General features: G+C 66.1%; 17 protein-coding genes and 1 riboswitch. Of the genes, 8 read left to right on the top strand and 9 right to left on the bottom strand.

What is annotated here, in order from left to right:
- Nucleotides 1-76: 76 nt before the first annotated feature.
- From thiC to ACFSCW_RS00525, 5 genes are all read right to left on the bottom strand, one after another.
- On the bottom strand, nt 77-1,921 hold the full coding sequence (thiC, locus tag ACFSCW_RS00545) for a phosphomethylpyrimidine synthase ThiC (RefSeq protein ID WP_380885811.1): 1,845 nt from the start codon (nt 1,919-1,921) through the stop codon (nt 77-79).
- A gap of 30 nt (nt 1,922-1,951) precedes the next feature.
- Nucleotides 1,952-2,060, bottom strand: a riboswitch (TPP riboswitch).
- 34 nt (nt 2,061-2,094) lie between these two features.
- Entirely contained in the window at nt 2,095-2,892 is a 798-nt protein-coding gene (locus ACFSCW_RS00540; protein WP_380885809.1) for a hypothetical protein, read from the bottom strand.
- A 29-nt stretch (nt 2,893-2,921) separates the two neighbouring features.
- Nucleotides 2,922-3,755, bottom strand: a complete 834-nt coding sequence (locus ACFSCW_RS00535) for a MipA/OmpV family protein (protein WP_380885807.1) — start codon at nt 3,753-3,755, stop codon at nt 2,922-2,924.
- A 57-nt stretch (nt 3,756-3,812) separates the two neighbouring features.
- On the bottom strand, nt 3,813-4,226 hold the full coding sequence (locus ACFSCW_RS00530; protein ID WP_380885805.1) for a DUF2141 domain-containing protein: 414 nt from the start codon (nt 4,224-4,226) through the stop codon (nt 3,813-3,815).
- Nucleotides 4,168-4,908, bottom strand: coding sequence for a sterol desaturase family protein (locus tag ACFSCW_RS00525; RefSeq protein ID WP_380889959.1), 741 nt, complete (start codon nt 4,906-4,908; stop codon nt 4,168-4,170). Before ACFSCW_RS00525 ends, ACFSCW_RS00530 begins: the two co-directional genes overlap by 59 nt.
- A gap of 130 nt (nt 4,909-5,038) precedes the next feature.
- Between ACFSCW_RS00525 and crtY the strand changes: the two genes are divergently transcribed.
- From crtY to ACFSCW_RS00505, 4 genes are all read left to right on the top strand, one after another.
- Nucleotides 5,039-6,145 carry a lycopene beta-cyclase CrtY gene (gene crtY / locus ACFSCW_RS00520; protein WP_380885803.1) on the top strand — a complete coding sequence of 369 codons (1,107 nt, stop codon included), beginning with the start codon at nt 5,039-5,041 and terminating at the stop codon, nt 6,143-6,145.
- Entirely contained in the window at nt 6,142-7,623 is a 1,482-nt protein-coding gene (locus ACFSCW_RS00515) for a phytoene desaturase (RefSeq protein WP_380885801.1), read from the top strand. Before crtY ends, ACFSCW_RS00515 begins: the two co-directional genes overlap by 4 nt.
- 189 nt (nt 7,624-7,812) lie before the next feature.
- Nucleotides 7,813-8,394, top strand: a complete 582-nt coding sequence (locus tag ACFSCW_RS00510; protein ID WP_380885799.1) for an LOG family protein — start codon at nt 7,813-7,815, stop codon at nt 8,392-8,394.
- Nucleotides 8,384-9,232, top strand: a complete 849-nt coding sequence (locus ACFSCW_RS00505) for a phytoene/squalene synthase family protein (RefSeq protein ID WP_380885797.1) — start codon at nt 8,384-8,386, stop codon at nt 9,230-9,232. The genes ACFSCW_RS00510 and ACFSCW_RS00505 overlap by 11 nt, the downstream gene beginning before the upstream one ends.
- Here the strand turns inward: ACFSCW_RS00505 and ACFSCW_RS00500 are convergent.
- On the bottom strand, nt 9,207-9,707 hold the full coding sequence (locus ACFSCW_RS00500; RefSeq protein WP_380885795.1) for a sterol desaturase family protein: 501 nt from the start codon (nt 9,705-9,707) through the stop codon (nt 9,207-9,209). The genes ACFSCW_RS00505 and ACFSCW_RS00500 overlap by 26 nt on opposite strands.
- A 97-nt stretch (nt 9,708-9,804) precedes the next feature.
- On the opposite strand from ACFSCW_RS00500, the gene sucC reads away from it, so the two are divergent.
- The 3 genes from sucC (at nt 9,805) to ACFSCW_RS00485 (ending at nt 12,752) form a co-directional block, all read left to right on the top strand.
- Nucleotides 9,805-11,007: an ADP-forming succinate--CoA ligase subunit beta gene (gene sucC, locus ACFSCW_RS00495; RefSeq protein WP_380885793.1), complete on the top strand. Its 1,203-nt coding sequence runs from the start codon at nt 9,805-9,807 to the stop codon at nt 11,005-11,007.
- A 63-nt stretch (nt 11,008-11,070) separates the two neighbouring features.
- A complete protein-coding gene (locus tag ACFSCW_RS00490; protein ID WP_380885791.1) occupies nt 11,071-11,820 on the top strand; it encodes an electron transfer flavoprotein subunit beta/FixA family protein in 750 nt (249 codons plus the stop codon).
- Nucleotides 11,817-12,752 (top strand): electron transfer flavoprotein subunit alpha/FixB family protein, encoded by a 936-nt coding sequence (locus ACFSCW_RS00485; protein WP_380885789.1) that lies wholly within the window; start codon nt 11,817-11,819, stop codon nt 12,750-12,752. The genes ACFSCW_RS00490 and ACFSCW_RS00485 overlap by 4 nt, the downstream gene beginning before the upstream one ends.
- A 156-nt stretch (nt 12,753-12,908) precedes the next feature.
- On the opposite strand, the gene ACFSCW_RS00480 is transcribed toward ACFSCW_RS00485, so the two are convergent.
- Together ACFSCW_RS00480 and cobT are read right to left on the bottom strand one after the other, a co-directional pair.
- Complete coding sequence (locus ACFSCW_RS00480) at nt 12,909-13,766, bottom strand: SDR family oxidoreductase (RefSeq protein ID WP_380885787.1); 858 nt, start codon at nt 13,764-13,766, stop codon at nt 12,909-12,911.
- A 49-nt stretch (nt 13,767-13,815) separates the two neighbouring features.
- Nucleotides 13,816-15,645: a cobaltochelatase subunit CobT gene (cobT, locus tag ACFSCW_RS00475; protein WP_380885785.1), complete on the bottom strand. Its 1,830-nt coding sequence runs from the start codon at nt 15,643-15,645 to the stop codon at nt 13,816-13,818.
- Between the two features lie 85 nt (nt 15,646-15,730).
- Between cobT and ACFSCW_RS00470 the strand changes: the two genes are divergently transcribed.
- Nucleotides 15,731-16,384: an Npun_F0296 family exosortase-dependent surface protein gene (locus ACFSCW_RS00470; protein ID WP_380885783.1), complete on the top strand. Its 654-nt coding sequence runs from the start codon at nt 15,731-15,733 to the stop codon at nt 16,382-16,384.
- On the opposite strand, the gene cobS is transcribed toward ACFSCW_RS00470, so the two are convergent.
- Entirely contained in the window at nt 16,381-17,385 is a 1,005-nt protein-coding gene (cobS, locus tag ACFSCW_RS00465; protein WP_380885781.1) for a cobaltochelatase subunit CobS, read from the bottom strand. The two genes, ACFSCW_RS00470 and cobS, sit on opposite strands and share 4 nt — an antisense overlap.
- Between the last annotated feature and the right edge of the window lie 11 nt (nt 17,386-17,396).

Raw genomic sequence — 17,396 nt, 5'->3', positions numbered from 1 at the left:
CCATCAATGGAGCAGTCCATTTACCGCCGCACAGCCAGCCGGTCGTCCGATAAATACGAAGGAAATATAGGCCACTTTACTCCGCCGCGGGCAGGTAGATTTCGCCGCCTTTTTCGCGGAACGTCTCGCTCATCTCCGCCATTCCGGCCTCCGCTTCCTCGGCCGCGATGAAGGTCTCCGCCCCCGCATTCTGCTTGGCCGCGAAGTCGCGCACTTCCTGGGTGATCTTCATCGAGCAGAATTTGGGGCCGCACATGCTGCAGAAGTGGGCGGTCTTGGCGCCCTCAGCGGGGAGCGTCTGGTCGTGATATTGCTCGGCGGTGTCGGGATCGAGCGAGAGGTTGAACTGGTCGCGCCAGCGGAACTCGAAGCGGGCGCGGCTGAGGGCGTCGTCGCGGAGCTTGGCGGCGGGGTGGCCCTTGGCCAGATCGGCAGCGTGGGCGGCGAGCTTGTAGGTGACGACGCCGACCTTCACGTCGTCGCGGTCGGGCAGGCCCAGATGCTCCTTGGGCGTCACGTAACAGAGCATCGCCGTGCCGTACCAGCCGATCATCGCGGCGCCGATGCCGCTGGTGATATGGTCGTAGCCGGGCGCGATGTCGGTGGTGAGCGGCCCGAGCGTGTAGAAGGGCGCCTCGCCGCACGCTTCGAGCTGCTTGTCCATATTCTCCTTGATCTTGTGCATCGGCACATGGCCGGGGCCTTCGATCATCACCTGCACGTCCTGTGCCCAGGCGCGCTTGGTCAGCTCGCCCAGCGTGTAGAGCTCGGCGAACTGCGCTTCGTCGTTGGCGTCGGCGATGCTGCCGGGGCGGAGGCCGTCGCCCAACGAATAGGCGATGTCATAGGCCTTCATGATCTCGGTGATCTCGTCGAAGCGCTCGTAGAGGAAGCTCTCCTTGTGGTGGGCGAGGCACCACTTCGCCATGATCGAGCCGCCGCGGCTGACGATGCCGGTCACGCGCTTGGCGGTCAGCGGGACGTAGGGGAGGCGGACGCCGGCGTGGATCGTGAAGTAATCGACGCCCTGCTCGGCCTGCTCGATTAGCGTGTCGCGGAAGATTTCCCAGGTCAGGTCCTCGGCGATGCCACCGACTTTCTCCAGCGCCTGGTAGATCGGCACGGTGCCGATCGGCACCGGCGAGTTGCGGATGATCCATTCGCGGGTGTCGTGGATGTTGCGGCCAGTCGACAGGTCCATGACCGTGTCGGCGCCCCAGCGGATCGCCCAGACCATCTTGTCGACTTCACTCGCCACGTCCGATGCGACGGCGGAGTTGCCGATATTGGCGTTGATCTTGACTAGGAAATTGCGGCCGATCGCCATCGGCTCGGATTCCGGGTGGTTGATGTTGTTGGGAATGATCGCGCGGCCGCGGGCGACTTCGTCGCGGACGAATTCGGGCGTCACGAAATCGGGGATGGCGGCGCCCCAATCCTGGCCGTCGCGCTCGCGGACGACCCGTTCGCGGCCGAGATTCTCGCGCTCAGCGACATATTCCATTTCCGGCGTGACGATGCCGCGCCTGGCGTAGTGCATCTGGCTGACATTCGCGCCCGGCTTCGCGCGCAGCACCTTGCGGCGGACGTTCGGAAAGGGCTGGACGCCGCCCGAGCGGTCGGGGCCGAGCTGGCCGTTGTCCTCGGGCCGGACTTCGCGCTGGGCGACTTCCTCGACATCGCCGCGGCCGCGGATCCAGTCGCGGCGGAGCTCGGTCAGGCCGGCCATGATGTCGATGCGCGCGTTCGGGTCCGAATAGGGGCCTGAGGTGTCGTAGACACGCAGGGATGGCTCGCCGGACGAAGGCTCCAGGTCGATCTCGCGCATCGCGACTTTCAGCGGGCCGACATGCACTTTGCGGCTGCCGCGGATCGGTCCGGTGGTGACCTTCAGTTCGGTGCGGGCGGGGACGTCGGCCATGTATCGCTCTCCATTTACGGACGGACGAAGAGCGTGCGACGCCTCCCTCCCTCCGCCGGTCTCAACCGGATCAGGTTCGGCGGGTCGTGGCCTCGTGGCCGCCTCTCAGACGCCGATCAGCGTCCCCCCGGGGAATGGAGTCGCTGTAGCGCCGATTGGGCTCGTGCGAAAGCTCAGCTTGTCGACGGCGAGAAGGTCGCGGCGCCGTCGAGGTAGTAAATCTTGGTCGTGCCCGCGAACCCTGAGTCGAGGCCGATCACGATCCAGGCCTGACCGTTCGCGTTGCTGACCACTGTCGGCACCACGCTGCCGCTGCTGAGCGTGCGCTCGGCATAAAGCGGCGCGGCGCAGGTGCCCGCAGCCGTGCCTTGCGCGAAATTGCCCAGCACGGTCAGGTTGGCGCCGCCGGTGCCTTGATTGCCCTTGTCGAAATTGACCGTGACGCGCCCGTTTTGCGTAACCTGCGCCGGGGCGGCCGCCACCGCGCCGGCCTTGACCCAGACATTCTCGCCCGGCCCGCCGGGGCAGCCCGGCACGGCGTTGGTCGCGAAATGGACGCTGAACGTCACCTGATAGGAGGTGTTCGGCGCAAGGCCGGTCACCAGCTTCCAGATATAGGTGAACACGTCTCCCGAAGGATTGGCGGCGGAAACCGCATAGCCGGAAAGATTGGCGAGCGGGCTGGGCAGTCGCTCGGGGCCGGCGACGAACGCGACCGCGCCTTCCTGACCCGGCGTATAGTCGGCGAAGCCGGCCTGGAAACCGTTCGAATCGTTCGCGAACGAGAATTCGGAAACGATCGTGGGCTGGGTCGGCTTCGGCCCGGGCGTGGGCGCCGGCGTCGGCGTGGGGCTGGGCGTCGGTGTCGGCGTGGGCGTCGGCACGATGGTGAGTGGCATTGCGGTCGACCCGCCGCCGCAGGCAGTCAGCAACACGATTGCGCCCAGGCCAAGAAGGTTACGCGTACGCATGGTCCACCTCCTTCCCCCGTTGATGTAGATCAGAAGGTATACGCCAGTCCGGCCCCTCCAATCCACTGATTCCGGTCGCCGGCGATCGAGACGATCGGCGAGCGCGCGTAGCGGCCGAGCACACGCGAATAGCCGCCGCCCGCGATGAACGACAGGCCGCCGGTCAGGTCGCCGGTCAGCGACAGGTTGACCAGGCTGATCACTCCATAGTCGAGCATACCCGACTTGCGCGCACTATAGGCAGGCAGGCCGCTCGCGAGCGCGCCGGCGGGCGTCACCGAGTAATAATAGTCCGCATATTTGGCACCGATGAAATCGGTATAGCCCGAGATCATCACATAGGCCTTGCGGCTGAGCGGGGTCGCGTATGTGACCGACGGCGAAATGCGGTAGCTGCCGTGCGCGCCGTTCACGTCATGGACATAGGACACGCTGGCCGACAGCGTATCGTAAGGGCTGGTGATGATGCCGGTCTTGCCGATCCCGACATAGCCGCCCAGCTCGATTGCGGTGTCGAGCTTGCCGAGCGCCTTCACCTGCGGGTCTTTGATCGCGCGCGTACGAGTAAGATTGAAGCCGGCGACGGGACCGAGCTGCAGATCGATCGCATGCGGGTCGTCGGGCTGGCGGATCAGGTCGATGCCGCCCTGGGTGCCGCGGAACTGGAAATTATACCCGCCGATAGTGCCGCGCGCGCCGATCGCCGGGGCGACCGTGTAATCGTCCGATCCGACATACGTCGGCAGATAGGCTGCGCCCGCCGCGATCGTGATGGTGCGCTTGGCGAGCGGATCGTCGGCCTGTTGTGCAAGCGCGGGGGCGGCAAGGGCGAGCGACGCGACGGCAACTGAGATCAACTTCACTGGCTTCGACTCCCATCCGATACGCAAGCGCAACGTCGCTGAGCCCATTCCGTTGCGTCAAAGGAGATATTTGAGCCGCACGCTCTGGCTGGTTTCGCCCGAGGTGAGCGAGAATCGCGCCGCCGAAAAGCGCGGCGGCCCGAACCGGATCGGCGGGTTACGGGAAAAGCCGAAGCCTTCGCGCGGGATTCCCAGCACGGTGTCGAGCTTGCCGTTGCGATTTTCGTCATGGAATAGCGACACCGCCCAGGCGCCGCTCGGCAGATCGTCAAAGCGAAGCGCGGTATGGCCCGCCGGCACGCTACGCTTGATTGCTTGAGCGTCGTTGCTGCAGCCGGGGAAGTGATCGGGATCGCGGGTGAGGCAGATGCGCACCAGCCCGCGTGCCGAGCGCAGGCCCGAGATGCTTAGGTCAAGATCGGCCGGCGGCGCTGCCGAAGCGAGCAGCGTCTGCGCCAGGCCCAGTAGCACGATCGAGCGCGCCCAATCCCCGGTCCGTCCCGCACAGCCGGTCCCAGAACCGGAAATAAAGCCCATAATTGCACCTGTATTGATCGTGATGCCGCTGATGGTGGCTGGCAGTTATGAGCCAATCCCCCAACCGGCCATGAACGAGACCGCGCGGAAAAATCTCCCACCCCATATGGTTGGTCACGCCCATGAAGGTCATGATCGCCAGCACCAGCGCCAGCGCGGCGGTGTGGATCGGGATCAGGAAGACGAGCGCGGGAATGACCACCGCGCCGGTCAACGCCTCGATCGGGTGAAAGCTCATCGCCGCCCAGGCCGTCGGCGGCCGGCTCGCGTGATGCACCGCGTGGGCGAGGCGGAACGGCCGCGGCCGGTGCATCCATCGATGCGTCCAGTAGAACCAGGTGTCGTGCGCGAAGAGGTAGAGCAGCACCGAAACCGGCCACCACCAGAGCGGCAGGGCCCCGATGTGGGTGTAGATCCGCGTCCACCCCCGCGCCTGCCAGCCCCAGGCCACGATCCCCGCCGGCACGCCGTAGATCGCCGCCGACGCCAGCGACCACCCGATCTCCCGCCTGATCTGCGGATCGAGCCCGGCATAAAGCCCCGGCCGCACCACCCGCGTCGCCCACGCAAACGCCCCGCTCACCACCAGATAGCGCACTCCGACGATCAGCGTCATCGCGAGCGCGGAGAGGATGAGGGAGGACACGGCGCAATGCTTAAATCAAACCCCGCCGAACCGGAATGTCCGCTTTGGACCCGCTGCGGACATTGTTTGAATGAGCCGAATTCCTCGCTAATCCCATCGCGTGGGGGCAAGCGGTGATCTCGAGTTGAGCATATTGGGCGGCGGGCTGGCCGGGGGGCTGATTGCCTATGCCCTGGCGGAGCGGCGGCCGGAGGTTCGCGTCGCGCTTATCGAGCGTGACGATAGGCTTGGCGGCAACCATGTCTGGTCGTTCTTCGATAGCGACATTGCAGACGAAGACCGCTGGATCGTCGCGCCGTTCGTCTCGCATCGGTGGGACGGCTATGAAGTGCGCTTTCCCGGACATCGGCGGACGCTTGGGACTGACTATAACTCGATCGAGTCCGAGCAGTTCGACCGGGTGCTGCGAGAGCGGCTGGCCGATGTCCGGCTGGGCTGTGAAACCGCGCCGGGCGAGGGCGCGGTGATCGATGCGCGCGGTGCGGGCGATCTTTCCGCGCTCGATCTGGGCTGGCAGAAATTCGTCGGAATGCTTTTCGAGACCGACGCGCCGCACGGCCTTCATCGCCCGATCGTGATGGACGCGACCGTCAAGCAGATCGACGGCTATCGCTTCGTCTATGTGCTGCCGTTCGGGCCGACGCGGCTGTTCGTCGAGGATACCTATTATAGCGACACCCCCGCGCCCGACGTCGCGGCGATCGAGGCGCGGGTGCTCGACTATGCTGCGGCGCAGGGCTGGCGCGCGAAGCCGGCGGGGCGCACGGAGACCGGTGTGCTGCCGGTCGCGATCGGCGGGGATTTCGATGCCTATTGGCGCTCTACCGGTAAGGGCGTGGCGAAGGCGGGCATGCGCGCGGGGCTGTTCCATCCGACCACCGGCTATTCGCTGCCCGATGCAGTGCGGCTGGCGTCGGCGATCGTCCGTGCGCCGGACCTGTCGCGGGAAGGACTTGCGCGGCTGACCCGGGAGCATGCCGAGCGGGCTTGGCGGCGACGCGGCTTCTACCGGCGGCTCGACGCGATGCTGTTCCGCGCCGCTGCGCCCGAGCAGCGCTGGCGCGTGCTGGAGCGCTTCTATCGCCTGCCCGAGCCGTTGATCGGCCGCTTCTATGCGGGGCAGACGACGCTTGCCGACAAGGCACGCATCCTGACCGGCAAGCCGCCGGTGCCGATCGGCGCAGCGATTAAGGCCATCCTGAAATGAACCGCGCGGTGGTCATCGGGGCCGGGTTCGGCGGGCTGGCGCTCGCCATCCGGCTGCAATCGGCGGGCGTGCAGACGGTGATCGTTGAGGGCCGCGACAGGCCGGGCGGCCGCGCCTATTTCTGGGAGCGGGACGGCTTCACGTTCGATGCCGGGCCGACCGTCATCACCGATCCCGATTGCCTAAGGGAGCTGTGGGCGCTCTCCGGCCGCAACATGGCGGAGGACGTCGAGATCGTGCCGGTCTCGCCTTTCTATCGCCTCACCTGGCCGGACGGGACGGTGTTCGACTATTCGAACGACGAGCCGGCGCTGAATGCCGAAATCGCCAATCTGAACCCGGCGGATGTGGCGGGATACCGGCGCTTCCTCGACTATTCGGCGGGCGTGTACCGCGAAGGCTATGTGAAGCTGGGCGCGGTGCCGTTCCTCGACTTCGCATCGATGCTGAAGGCGGCGCCGGCGCTGGCGCGCTATCAGGCTTGGTGGTCGGTCTATTCGGTCGTGTCGGGCTTCGTTCAGAACGAGAAGCTGCGCGAGGCGCTGAGCTTTCACACGCTGCTTGTCGGCGGCAATCCGATGGCGACGAGCGCGATCTACGCGTTGATCCACAAGCTCGAAAAGGACGGCGGCGTCTGGTTCGCCAAGGGCGGGACCAACCGGCTCGTCGCCGGCATGGTGCGCCAGTTCAAGCGGCTGGGCGGCGAGCTGCGGCTGGGCGATCCGGTGGTAAGGATCGAAACCGCGAGCGACCGCGTGACCGGCGTCCGAACCGCGAGCGGCTGGCAGACAGATACCGATGCGGTCGCGTCGAACGCCGACATCGTCCATTCCTATCGCGATCTGCTCGGCGGATCGTCACGCGGAAAGCGCGAAGGCCGGCGGCTGCAGCGCAAGCGATTTTCACCCTCGCTGTTCGTCGTCCATTTCGGGGTGCGCGGGACGTTCCCGCACGTTCCGCACCACATGATCCTGTTCGGGCCGCGGTATCGCGGGCTGCTTGATGATATCTACAAGGGCGGCGCGCTGGCGGAGGATTTCTCGCTCTACCTCCACCACCCGAGCGCAACCGATCGGAACATGGCGCCCGCGGGCCATTCGACTTTTTACGCACTCGCCCCCGTGCCGCATCTCGGGCGCGGGGCGATCGACTGGGACGCGGAAGGGCCGCGATTCGCCGATCGTATTCTCGACGAAGTAGCGAAGCGCATCGGCGTGCCGGACCTGAAAGAGCGGATCGTCACGCGCTTCCACTATGCCCCGCCCGATTTCGCGCACCACCTCAACGCGCATCTGGGCTCCGCCTTCAGTCTGGAGCCGATCCTGACCCAGAGCGCCTGGTTCCGCACCCACAACCGCGACGACGCAATCCCGAACCTCTATTTCGTCGGCGCCGGCACGCATCCGGGCGCCGGCATCCCCGGCGTCGTCGGCAGCGCAAAAGCGACGGCGGGGTTGATGCTGGCGGACTTGGCTTAATTTCCCCTCCCGCTTGCGAGTGATCCAGTCAGCACAGGTCGGATCGTCTCCCAGACGATCCTAAAACATGCTGAGGGCATGTTTTACCTGTGCGGGCTGGACCACTGGGTTAGGGGAGGGCAAGTGGCGACCCATGTACAGCTATCGACATTCCCTCCCCCTGCCCCTCCCGCAAGCGGGAGGGGAGAAGTGAAGCGCCTTGCCGTCTATTGTGGCTCCGCCACCCCCGCCGATCCTCGTTACCTCGACCTCGCCCGTCAGGTCGGCCGCACCCTTGCCGAGCGCCGCATCGGCGTCGTCTATGGCGGTGGCAAGCTCGGCCTGATGGGCGCGATCGCCGATTCCGCACTCGAAGCCGGCGGCGAAGTGATCGGCGTGATTCCGGAGGCGCTGGTCAATGCCGAAGTCGCGCATCGCGGGCTCACCCAGCTCCACACCGTGCAGACGATGCACCAGCGCAAGGCGCTGTTCACCGACCTCTCCGACGGCTTCGTGACCCTGCCGGGCGGCGTCGGCACGATGGACGAGCTGTGGGAAGCGGTGAGCTGGGCGCAGCTCGGCTATCACGTCAAGCCGGTGGGGCTGCTCAACGCCTTCGGCTTCTACGATCACCTGATCGCGTTCAACCGGCATATGGCGGAGGTCGGCTTCGTGCGGCCGCAGCACACCGGCATCATCATCGTCGACGAGGCGCTCGACGCGCTGCTGGCGAAGATGGCGGCGTACCAGCCGCACCAGACCATCTTCCGCATGACGCAGGATGAGCTCTGAGGTCCCGACACGGGACGCGCTAGTCGCGACCGCCGGCGAGACGATCGCGCGCGGATCGAAAAGCTTCGGGCTGGCGAGCAGGCTGTTCGACCGACGGACGCGCGAACGGGCATGGCTGCTCTATGCCTGGTGCCGATCCTGCGACGACCTCGCCGACGGACAGAAGCTGGGCGGCGCGCTGAATGCGGTCGCCGATCCGCAGGCGCGGCTGACGGCGATCCGCGCGCTAACGGATCGGGCGCTGGCCGGCGAATGGGTCGGCGAGGCAGCCTTCGATGGATTGCGCACGCTCACCGACGAGGTCTTCATTCCCCCCGCGCTGCTCGACGAGCATATCGCCGGCTTCGCCCTGGACGCAGAGGGCTGGCGGCCGCGGACCGAGGCGGACCTGATTCTTTACTGCCACCATGTTGCAGGCGTCGTCGGCCGGATGATGGCGTTGGTGATGGGTGTGCCCGCCGACGATGCCGACACGCTGGAGCGGGCCGAGCATCTCGGCCTCGCCTTCCAACTCGCGAACATCGCCCGCGACGTGCGCGAGGACGCGGAAGCGGGGCGCTGCTATCTGCCGGAGGATTGGCTGGCGGACGGAGCAGCGCTCCCACTTCTGACTCGCAGGCTGGCCGCAATGGCCGCGGACTATGAGGCCAGCGCCAGGATCGGCGCCCAGCGGCTGCCGTTCCGCGCGCGCTGGGCGGTGCTCGCCGCCGCCGGCATCTATGGCGCGATCGCCCGCGAAGTGGCGCGGCAGGGCGAAGCCGCGCTCGACCGGCGCGTCGTCGTCAGCCGGTGGGCAAAGCTCGGCTGGGTGTTCAGGGCGCTCCGGCAGGCGCTCTGACGCCGGCCCGGCCGCGGCGGGCGAGCTCGGCCTTCAGCGCTTCGGGGGGCGGCGCGACGAGGAAGCCGAAGCTGACCGTCCCCTCCTTCGTCTCGACCGCATGATGCAGCCGGTGCGCCTGGACGATTCGCTTCATGTAATCGGAGCGCGGCACGTAGCGATGCGCCACCCGCCGGTGGACGATTACGTCATGGAAGATCGCATAGATCGCGCCATAGCCGGCAATCCCCACCCCCACCCAGGTCGCCCAATCGCCCCAGCCGAGACGAACGCCGCCCAGCAGCAACACGATCGAAGGCGCCGCGAAGATCGCGAAATACAGGTCGTTCAGCTCGAACCAGCCGGCGCGGGGCGCGTGATGGCTCCTGTGCAGCACCCAGCCGGGGCCGTGCATCACCCAGCGATGCGCCGCATAGGCGACTCCTTCCATCACAGCGACGGTCAGGAGGAACAGTAAGGGGCCGGTCCAGGGCATGCGCTCATATAAGAGCTTGCCGCAGCCCGCTCAAACCTTGGGTTGGCAAGCGGGCGCGCCCATGCTTTAGGCCTGCCCCAAACGGAGAAAGCGCCCCATGAACATCCACGAATATCAGGCCAAGGAATTGTTGGCGAAGTTCGGCGTGCCGGTCCCGGCGGGCTATGCGGCGATGAGCGTCGACGAAGCGGTGGATGCCGCGAAGAAGCTGCCCGGACCGCTTTATGTCGTGAAGGCTCAGATCCACGCCGGCGGCCGCGGCAAGGGCAAGTTCAAGGAGCTCGGCCCCGACGCCAAGGGCGGCGTCCGCCTCGCCAAGACGCTCGACGACGTGAGGGCGGCGGCGGCCGAAATGCTCGGCAACACTTTGGTGACTGTGCAGACCGGCGAGCACGGCAAGCAGGTGCAGCGCCTCTACGTCACCGACGGCGTTGATATCGCGAAGGAATTCTACCTCGCCGTCCTGGTCGATCGCGGCACCGGCCGGATCGCGATGGTCGCGTCCACCGAAGGCGGTATGGATATCGAGACGGTCGCGCACGACACGCCGGAGAAGATCCACACGCTCGATATCGATCCGGCGACCGGCTTCATGCCGCACCACGGCCGGGCGGTCGCGGCGGCGCTGGGCCTGACCGGCGATCTCGCCAAGCAGGCCGCGAACGTCGCGTCGAAGCTGTACGACGCCTTCCAGGGCACCGACGCCTCGCAAATCGAGATCAACCCGCTCGCCGTCACCGACGACGGCAAGCTGATGGTGCTGGACGCCAAGGTCGGCTTCGATTCGAACGCGATGTTCCGCCACAAGGATTTGGCCGAGCTGCGCGACCTGACCGAAGAGGATGCGATGGAAGTCGAGGCGTCGAAATACGACCTCGCCTATATCAAGCTCGACGGCAATATCGGCTGCATGGTCAACGGCGCCGGCCTTGCGATGGCTACGATGGACATCATCAAGCTGAACGGTGCGTTCCCCGCGAATTTCCTGGACGTGGGCGGCGGCGCTTCGAAGGAGAAGGTCACGGCGGCGTTCAAGATCATCCTGAGCGACCCGGCCGTGAAGGGCATCCTCGTCAACATCTTCGGCGGGATCATGCGCTGCGACATCATCGCCGACGGCATCATTGCCGCTGCGAAGGAAGTGCACCTTTCGGTGCCGCTGGTCGTGCGCCTCGAAGGCACGAACGTCGAGGAAGGCAAGAAAATCCTCGCCGACTCTGGCCTTGCGATCGTGCCGGCCAACGATCTGGGCGACGCCGCCTGCAAGATCGTCGCGGAGGTCGCCAAGGTCGCGGCTTGACGTTCGCGTAAACGTTAGTCACTGGCGAGCGCGAGTTCGCTTGAGATCGAAGGAAGGTCCGAGATGAAGATCCTCGTGCCCGTGAAGCGGGTGATCGATTACAATGTGAAGCCGCGGGTGAAGCCCGACGGCACCGGCGTCGATTTGTCGAACGTGAAGATGTCGATGAACCCGTTCGACGAGATCGCGGTCGAGGAAGCGATCCGCCTGAAGGAAAACGGTGCGGCGACCGAGATCGTCGCCGTTTCGATCGGGCCGGCCAAGGCGCAGGAGACGCTGCGCACGGCGCTGGCGATGGGCGCCGACCGCGCGATCCTCATTCAGACCGACGACGAGGTCGAGCCGCTGGGCGTCGCCAAGCTGCTCGCCAAGGTGGCGGAAGAGGAACAGCCCGGGCTGGTCGTGCTCGGCAAGCAGGCGATCGACGACGATTCGAACCAGACCGGCCAGATGCTCGCCGCACTGCTGAAGCAGCCGCAGGGCACGTTCGCGTCGAAGGTCGAAGTGTCGGGAGACACCGTCACCGTCACCCGCGAAGTCGATGGCGGTCTGGAGACGGTGAGCCTCAAGACGCCGGCGATCATCACCACCGATCTGCGCCTGAACGAGCCGCGCTATGCGTCGCTCCCCAACATCATGAAGGCCAAGTCCAAGCCTTTGGCGCAGAAGACGCCGGCCGATTACGGCGTCGATGTCGCGCCGCGCCTGAAGACCTTGAAGGTCGCCGAGCCGCCGAAGCGCCAGGCCGGCAGCAAGGTCGCGGACGTGGATGAGCTGGTCACCAAGCTAAAGAGCCTGGGAGTTGTCGCATGAAGACGCTGGTACTCGCCGATCACGACAACAAGGTGCTGAAGGACGCGACGCTGGCCGTCGTGACCGCCGCCGCCAAGCTGGGCGAAGTGCATGTCCTCGTCGCCGGGCACAATTGCGAGCTGGTCGCCGACCATGCGGCGAAGGTCGCGGGCGTCGATCTCGTGCTGCTCGCCGAAGATGCCGCCTATGAGCATGAGCTGGCCGAGAATGTGGCGCCGCTGATCGTCAACCTGATGAGCGATCGCGACGCGTTCCTGGCGCCGTCGACGTCCACTGGCAAGAACGTCGCGCCGCGCGTCGCCGCACTCCTCGACGTGATGCAGATTTCCGACATCCTCTCGGTCGAGAGCGCGGACACTTTCACGCGCCCGATCTATGCCGGCAACGCGATCGCGACCGTGCAGTCCAGTGACGCCAAGAAGGTGATCACGGTGCGCGGCACCGCGTTCGAGAAGGCGGCGCGCGACGGGGGCAATGCCCAGGTCGAGAAGATCGGCACCACCGGCGATGCCGGCCTGTCGAGCTTTGTCGGCGCGGAGCTCAGCAAGTCCGAGCGGCCCGAGCTGACCAGCGCCAAGGTGATCGTCTCGGGCGGCCGAGCGCTGCAGAATGGCGAGAACTTCCACGCGATCATCGAGCCGCTCGCCGACAAGCTGAAGGCGGCGGTCGGCGCCAGCCGCGCCGCGGTCGATGCGGGTTATGTCCCCAACGACTATCAGGTCGGTCAGACCGGCAAGATCGTCGCTCCCGAAGTCTATATCGCGGTCGGCATTTCCGGCGCGATCCAGCACCTCGCCGGCATGAAGGACTCCAAGACCATCATCGCCATCAACAAGGACGAGGACGCCCCGATCTTCCAGGTCGCCGACATCGGCCTGGTGGGGGACCTGTTCAAGGTGGTGCCGGAACTGACCGAGAAGCTGCCGGGGTGAACCTCATCCCTCTCCCGCAAGCGGGAGAGGGCGACTCGCGCCTGCGGGCGCGAGCGGGGTGAGGGTCATGGGCTCCGAGACCAGCAACGGCCCTCACCCTCCCAAGCCTACGGCTTGGGCCCCTCCCTCTCCCGCCCAAGCGGGAGAGGGGCTTGGTCACCCATTCACGATCTCGCCCCCATTCGGGTGCAGCACTTGCCCCGACATGTAGCTAGAATCCTCGCACGCCAAGAACAGGAACGCCGGCGCGACCTCGTTCGGCTGGCCGGGGCGGCCCATCGGCGTGTTCTTGCCGAAATCCTTGAGCTTCTCCGGCGTCGCGCCGCCCATCGGGTTCAGCGGCGTCCAGATCGGACCTGGCGCCACGGCATTCACGCGGATGCCGTCCTTGATCAGATTTTCGGACAATGACCGGGTGAAGGCGGTGATCGCGCCCTTGGTCGCCGAATAGTCGAGCAGCTCAGACGAGCCCTTGTACATCGTCACGCTGGTGCAATTGACGATCGCCGAGCCCTTGGAGAGATGCTTCCGCGCCGCCTGGACCAGATAGAACATTGCGAAGATGTTGGTCTGAAAGGTGCGCTTGAGCTGCTCCTCCGTGATGTCCTCGATCTGCTTGTCCGGATGCTGCTCGCCGGCATTGTTGACGAGAATGTCGAGCCCGCCGAGCTCGGCGACGGTCCGCTCGACCGCCTGTTTGCAGAAATCCTTGTCGCCAACGTCGCCGGCGATGCGGATCGCGCGGCGGCCTTCGCCTTCGACAATCTCGCAGGTCTTTTGCGCGTCGTCATGCTCGCGCAGATAGACGACCGCCACGTCCGCGCCCTCGCGCGCATACAGGGCTGCGACTGCGCGGCCGATGCCCGAATCGGCGCCGGTGATCAGCGCGACCTTGCCCTGCAGCCGTCCGGAGCCCGGATAGCGCGGCGTCCAGTCGGGTTTTGGCTCGAGCTGCGATTCGCGACCCGGCTGCGGGTCCTCGTGGATCATCGGCTGGACGTCGGTGTCGGACATGATGCGCTCCTGCTGCTTTCACGGTCCAACGCGCGAGCGCAGCGGGCGTTCAGGGGGCGTCGAACAGTCCCGCCAATTGCTCGACCATCGTGCCGCCGAGCTGTTCCGCGTCCATGATCGTGACGGCGCGCTGGTAATAGCGGGTGACGTCATGGCCGATGCCGATCGCAGCCAGCTCCACCGGCGAACGATTCTCGATCCAGGCGATCACCTGGCGCAGATGCTTTTCGAGGTAGGAGCCGCTGTTCACCGAGAGCGTCGAATCGTCGACCGGCGCGCCGTCGGAAATGACCATCAGGATCTTGCGCTCCTCGGGCCGGCCGATCAGCCGATTATGCGCCCAGAGCAAAGCCTCGCCGTCGATATTCTCCTTGAGCAGCCCCTCGCGCATCATCAGGCCAAGGCTCTTGCGCGCGCGGCGCCACGGCTCGTCCGCGCGCTTATAGACGATGTGACGGAGATCGTTGAGGCGTCCCGGATGCGGCGGCCGACCCTGCGCCAGCCAGTCCTCGCGCGCTTGGCCGCCTTTCCAGGCGCGCGTGGTGAAGCCCAGAATCTCGGTCTTGACGCCAACCCGCTCTAGCGTGCGAGCGAGGATATCAGCACTGATCGCCGCGATCGAGATCGGCCGCCCGCGCATCGAGCCCGAATTGTCGAGCAGCAAGGTCACCACCGTGTCCTTGAAGTCCGTGTCCTTCTCGATCTTGTAGCTGAGCGAGTGGGTGGGATTGACCACCACGCGCGCCAGTCGCGCGGCGTCGAGCAGACCTTCTTCTTGATCGAAGTCCCAGCTCCGGCTCTGCTGCGCCATCAGGCGGCGCTGCAGGCGGTTGGCGAGCTTCGTCACCGCCCCCTGCAGATGGACGAGCTGCGGATCGAGATAGGCACGCAGGCGGCCGAGCTCATCCTCGTCGCACAGTTCGCTCGCTTCGATCACTTCGTCGAACCGCGTGCTCCAGATCTTGTAATCGAACTGGGGTGACAAGTCGGAGAAGGGCCGGTTCGGGCGGACGGGCAGCATGCCTTCGTCGCCATCGTCGCCGGCTTGGCTTTCGACCTCGGCCTCGAAATCCTGTTCGGCCTCGCCGCTTTCGCTGTCGGTGTCGTCGCCTTCCGAGCGTTCGGCGCGGGACTGGATTTCACCATCGGCGCCCGACGAGCCTTCGTCCTGATCCTCGCCCTCTTCGCCTTCCTCCGGCTCCTCGCCTTCGCCATCCTCGCCCTGGTCCTGATCCTCCGTCGGCTCGGCTTCGGCATCGACAAGCTCGAGATCTTCGAGCAGCTTGGTGGCGAGCCGGGCGAAAGCGGACTGGTCGTCGAGCGCGAGGGCGAGCGCATCGAGGTCCGAGCCGCCCTTTTCCTCGATCCAGCCGCGAACGAGGTCGAGCCCCGCTTTGGCCGCTTCGGGCGCCGTCTGGCCGGTCAGCCGTTCGCGCACCAGCAATTGCAACGCGGTCGAGAGCGGCACTTCGTCGGCCGAACGCGCGCGCGTGATCGGGTCCGACTTCATCCGCATGTCGAGTGCATGGCCGAGATTGGCGGCGACGCCCGCCATGCCGCGCGAGCCAAGCGCCTCGACCCGGGCCGTCTCGACCGCATCGAACACGGCGCGCGCGACCGCCTCGTGCGGCGCGCCTTTCACGTGCAGCGCCGCATTATGGTGGCGCAGGCGCAGCGAGAAGCTGTCGGCAAAGCCGCGCGCTTCCGCGACCTGCTCGGGCGGCAGCGAGCGCGCCGGCATTGGCACGCGCACATTCTTGCCCGACTGGCTGGGCGCATCGGCAGTGAAGGCCAGCTCCAGCTCCGGCTCGTGCGCCAGCGCGCGCGACGCCCCGGTCAGGACGGAACGAAAGCGGTCGAGAGGGGAATCGTTCGCCACGAATCCTCCATGTCGCGCTGCCTAACGATCGGTCAACCTTCGCTGCGCTAAGGCCGCGCTTGATTTCGATTGGGGGCCAAGAGCAATGAAGAAAATGGTGATGGGCGCGGTTCTGGCGGCAGGACTCGCGATGCCGGCGCAGGCCTGGGTCTCGGTGTATGTCGAGACCTCGCCCACCACGCAGGCGATGATCGCGGCCGGCGGCCGGGTCGAGAATTTCTCGGACGCGACGCGCGACGACTTTCGCTCCAGCTTCGGCGGCTCCAACGTCGGCGCGGCCTTCACCGGCTTCAAGCTCGCCAGCGCCGATGCCGGCAACAACCGCTTCGGCGGCTCGGCCTATGTTTTCACCACCGATCAGGCGAGCGTGAAGCTCGACCGCGGCGTACAGTATCTGAGCTTCCGCACCGAAGCGCTGGACGGCAAGAACACGATCGAGCTGTTCTCGAAGGGCGCGAGCCTCGGCACCTGGAGCCTGGTCGACAGCGCCGCCAAGGCGGGCTTCAAGAACGACCCGTCCGCCTATTCGAGCGCCTATACCTATGTGAACTTCTTCACCGACATGAGCATCGACGAAGTCCACTTCCGCCAGAGCTCCGGCCGATTCGCGATGGACGATTTCACGATCGGCCGCGTGACCGCCGTGCCCGAAGCGCAGACCTGGACGCTGCTGATTCTGGGCTTCGGCGGCATGGGCACGGCGCTCCGCTGGAAGCGGCGGCGCGCGGTCGCGGCCTAAACCTTCCCGACGACGCTTTCGGGCAGGTCCTTGCCGAAGACGCGCTGGTAATATTCCGCGACCAGCGCGCGTTCGGCTTCGTCGCACTTGTTCAGGAACGACAGGCGGAAGGCGAAGCCGACATCGCCGAAGATCATCGCGTTCTGCGCCCAGGTGATGACGGTGCGCGGGCTCATCACGGTGGAGATGTCGCCGGCGATGAAACCCTGGCGCGTCAGCTCCGCCACCTTCACCATGTTGTCGACGACCTTCTTGCCTTCGGGCTGATCGTATTCGCCCGACTTGGCCATCACGATCTGCGCCTCGACCTGCGCGGGCAGGTAATTGAGCGTGACCACTATGTTCCAGCGGTCCATCTGACCCTGATTGATCTGCTGGGTGCCGTGATAAAGGCCGGTCGTGTCGCCGAGGCCGACCGTGTTCGCGGTCGCGAACAGACGGAAATGATGGTTCGGGCGGATGACGCGGTTCTGGTCGAGCAGCGTCAGCTTGCCTTCGGTCTCCAGCACGCGCTGGATCACGAACATCACGTCCGGGCGGCCCGCGTCATATTCGTCGAAAACGAGCGCGACCGGGTGCTGCAGCGCCCAGGGCAGCAGGCCTTCGCGGAACTCCGTTACCTGCTGGCCGTCGCGCAGCACGATCGCGTCCCTACCCACCAGGTCGATGCGGCTGATATGCGCGTCCAGGTTGATGCGGATGCACGGCCAGTTCAGCCGCGCCGCGACCTGCTCGATATGCGTCGACTTGCCGGTGCCGTGATAGCCCTGGACCATCACGCGGCGGTTGTGCGCAAAGCCGGCAAGGATCGCGAGCGTCGTGTCCGGATCGAACACGTAAGCCGGATCGAGATCGGGCACGCGCTCGTCGGGCTCGCTGAAAGCGGGGCACATCATGTCCGAATCGATTCCGAACACGTCGCGCACGCTGATCTGCTTGTCGGGCGCCTCGAGGAGCGTGCTGTCGCGGCTGTCGGGCTGAATATTGGCGATATCGGTCATGACGAGTCCGC

The sequence above is a fragment of the Sphingomonas tabacisoli genome (assembly GCF_042678385.1).
Classification (GTDB): domain Bacteria; phylum Pseudomonadota; class Alphaproteobacteria; order Sphingomonadales; family Sphingomonadaceae; genus Sphingomonas_B; species Sphingomonas_B tabacisoli.
The sequence above is the reverse complement of the archived record's forward strand: the minus strand, read 5'-3'. Positions and strand labels throughout refer to the sequence as shown.

Coding starts and splice junctions, on each gene's coding strand:
- ACFSCW_RS00480 (WP_380885787.1), bottom strand. CDS start 13,766: ATGTCCGACACCGACGTCCAGCCGATGATCCACGAGGACCCGCAGCCG.
- thiC (WP_380885811.1), bottom strand. CDS start 1,921: ATGGCCGACGTCCCCGCCCGCACCGAACTGAAGGTCACCACCGGACCG.
- sucC (WP_380885793.1), top strand. CDS start 9,805: ATGAACATCCACGAATATCAGGCCAAGGAATTGTTGGCGAAGTTCGGC.
- ACFSCW_RS00525 (WP_380889959.1), bottom strand. CDS start 4,908: ATGACGCTGATCGTCGGAGTGCGCTATCTGGTGGTGAGCGGGGCGTTT.
- ACFSCW_RS00500 (WP_380885795.1), bottom strand. CDS start 9,707: ATGCCCTGGACCGGCCCCTTACTGTTCCTCCTGACCGTCGCTGTGATG.
- ACFSCW_RS00540 (WP_380885809.1), bottom strand. CDS start 2,892: ATGCGTACGCGTAACCTTCTTGGCCTGGGCGCAATCGTGTTGCTGACT.
- ACFSCW_RS00485 (WP_380885789.1), top strand. CDS start 11,817: ATGAAGACGCTGGTACTCGCCGATCACGACAACAAGGTGCTGAAGGAC.
- ACFSCW_RS00470 (WP_380885783.1), top strand. CDS start 15,731: ATGAAGAAAATGGTGATGGGCGCGGTTCTGGCGGCAGGACTCGCGATG.
- cobS (WP_380885781.1), bottom strand. CDS start 17,385: ATGACCGATATCGCCAATATTCAGCCCGACAGCCGCGACAGCACGCTC.
- ACFSCW_RS00505 (WP_380885797.1), top strand. CDS start 8,384: ATGAGCTCTGAGGTCCCGACACGGGACGCGCTAGTCGCGACCGCCGGC.
- ACFSCW_RS00515 (WP_380885801.1), top strand. CDS start 6,142: ATGAACCGCGCGGTGGTCATCGGGGCCGGGTTCGGCGGGCTGGCGCTC.
- ACFSCW_RS00490 (WP_380885791.1), top strand. CDS start 11,071: ATGAAGATCCTCGTGCCCGTGAAGCGGGTGATCGATTACAATGTGAAG.